This is a genomic window from Caballeronia sordidicola, from assembly GCF_002220365.1.
GTDB classification, from domain to species: Bacteria; Pseudomonadota; Gammaproteobacteria; order Burkholderiales; family Burkholderiaceae; genus Caballeronia; species Caballeronia sordidicola_C.
Map to the genome: position 1 here is coordinate 1 of NZ_MTHB01000116.1, position 1,455 is coordinate 1,455.

Annotated in this window: 1 protein-coding gene; it reads right to left on the reverse strand. The window is 59.7% G+C overall.

All coding sequences use genetic code 11. The annotated features are described in order from the left end of the window. Nucleotides 1-316: 316 nt before the first annotated feature. The gene (locus BSU04_RS19135) at nucleotides 317-1,342 is read right to left on the reverse strand and encodes an IS110 family transposase (protein WP_089162113.1); all 1,026 of its coding nucleotides are present in this window, start codon (nucleotides 1,340-1,342) and stop codon (nucleotides 317-319) included. Nucleotides 1,343-1,455 lie beyond the last annotated feature (113 nt).

Here is a 1,455-nt window from a genome sequence, read left to right on the forward strand (position 1 = left end):
TGCTACAAGGGCTTCCCCGTCGAGCACAAGCTCAATCGCGGTTGTGTGTTGTGACGTACTGCATTGCCGTTGCGACGTGAGAAGGTGAAGGACTGCGATGCTACAAACGGTCATGTTGGGCATGATTGCCCGGACCCTGATGAAAGACGCGCACGGGGATCTCATTCGACAGGCGGGAATGCAATCCCACGCAGTAAGTCAGATAAACCCCGTGCGGGTCCAACCCGCTTCACATCACCGCTGGCAGTGCAAAGTGATCTTTATTCGCTCATGATGGATGTTGTTCGTCGTCGGAGGCGTTGTGTTCGCGATGCGTTCACGCTGCAGTCGGTTCGTACTTGAAATCGTCGCCGTATTTCAGGCTCGCCCAAGCCATCCTGGCATTCTTCGCCGCGATCGCGACGGCCGCACGCCAGTAGCCGCGGCGCTCCACCAGGCTGCGCACCCAACGGCTGAACCGATCCTGTTTTTCGCCGAGATTGGCGATGACTGCGCGAGCACCCAGCACCAGCAAGCTGCGCAGATAGGCGTCGCCCGCCTTCGTGATACTTCCCAGCCGCTGTTTTCCGCCGCTGCTGTGCTGTCCCGGCGTCAGTCCGATCCACGCGGCCACCTGGCGACCGTTCCGGAAATCATGTCCGGCACCAAGGCTTGCGAGCAATGCGCTCGCCGTGGTCGGGCCGATGCCGCGCAGCCGCATCAGTCGCCTGCTCCGCTCGTCTTCACGCGCGATCTCGCTAATCGCCCGGTCATATTCGACCAGCCGGTTCTCAATGAGGCCGGCGTGCTCAAGCAGATCGTCAATACAACGTCTGGCCCAGCCCGGCAAGACATCAAGATGGCCCGTTATTTCTCTTCGCAAACGCGCCGGACTTTGCGGCAGTACCACGCCGAACTCAGAGAGTAGGCCTCGTATGCGGTTGTAGATTGCCGTGCGCTCTTCGATAAAACCTTGCCGTGTCCGATGAAGGCAGAGTGTGGCCTGCTGGTGTTCGTCCTTCAGCGGCACGAAACGCATGCTCGGACGAGTCACAGCTTCGCAGATGGCTGCGGCATCGGCCGCATCGTTCTTGCCGCGCTTGCCTGACATTCGGTACGGCGCCACGAGCTTGGGCGCGATCAGCTTCACAGTGTGGCCGTACTGTTGGAACATCCGCGCCCAGTGATGTGCACCCGAACAGGCCTCCATGCCAATGAGACAGGGTGGCAACTGGGCGATCAGCGCGAGCAGTTGATCACGTGGGACACGCGGTTTGATCAATACCGGCTTGCCGGATTCATCCACGCCGTGAACCGCAAAGACGTTCTTGGCAAGATCGATTCCGATGGTGACAATGGACATGGACTTCCCCTTTCGCTGGTGTTGATGAAGGTCGAGACTTCATCATGGCACTTTGATGCCGAATTGCGGCTTCCGCCGCAGCCTCGGGACGGGGAAGTCCCTTTCATTCGACA

What these genes read in the sequence shown, in the direction of transcription:
- BSU04_RS19135 (WP_089162113.1), bottom strand. Translation starts at nt 1,342, where the DNA reads ATGTCCATTGTCACCATCGGAATCGATCTTGCCAAGAACGTCTTTGCG.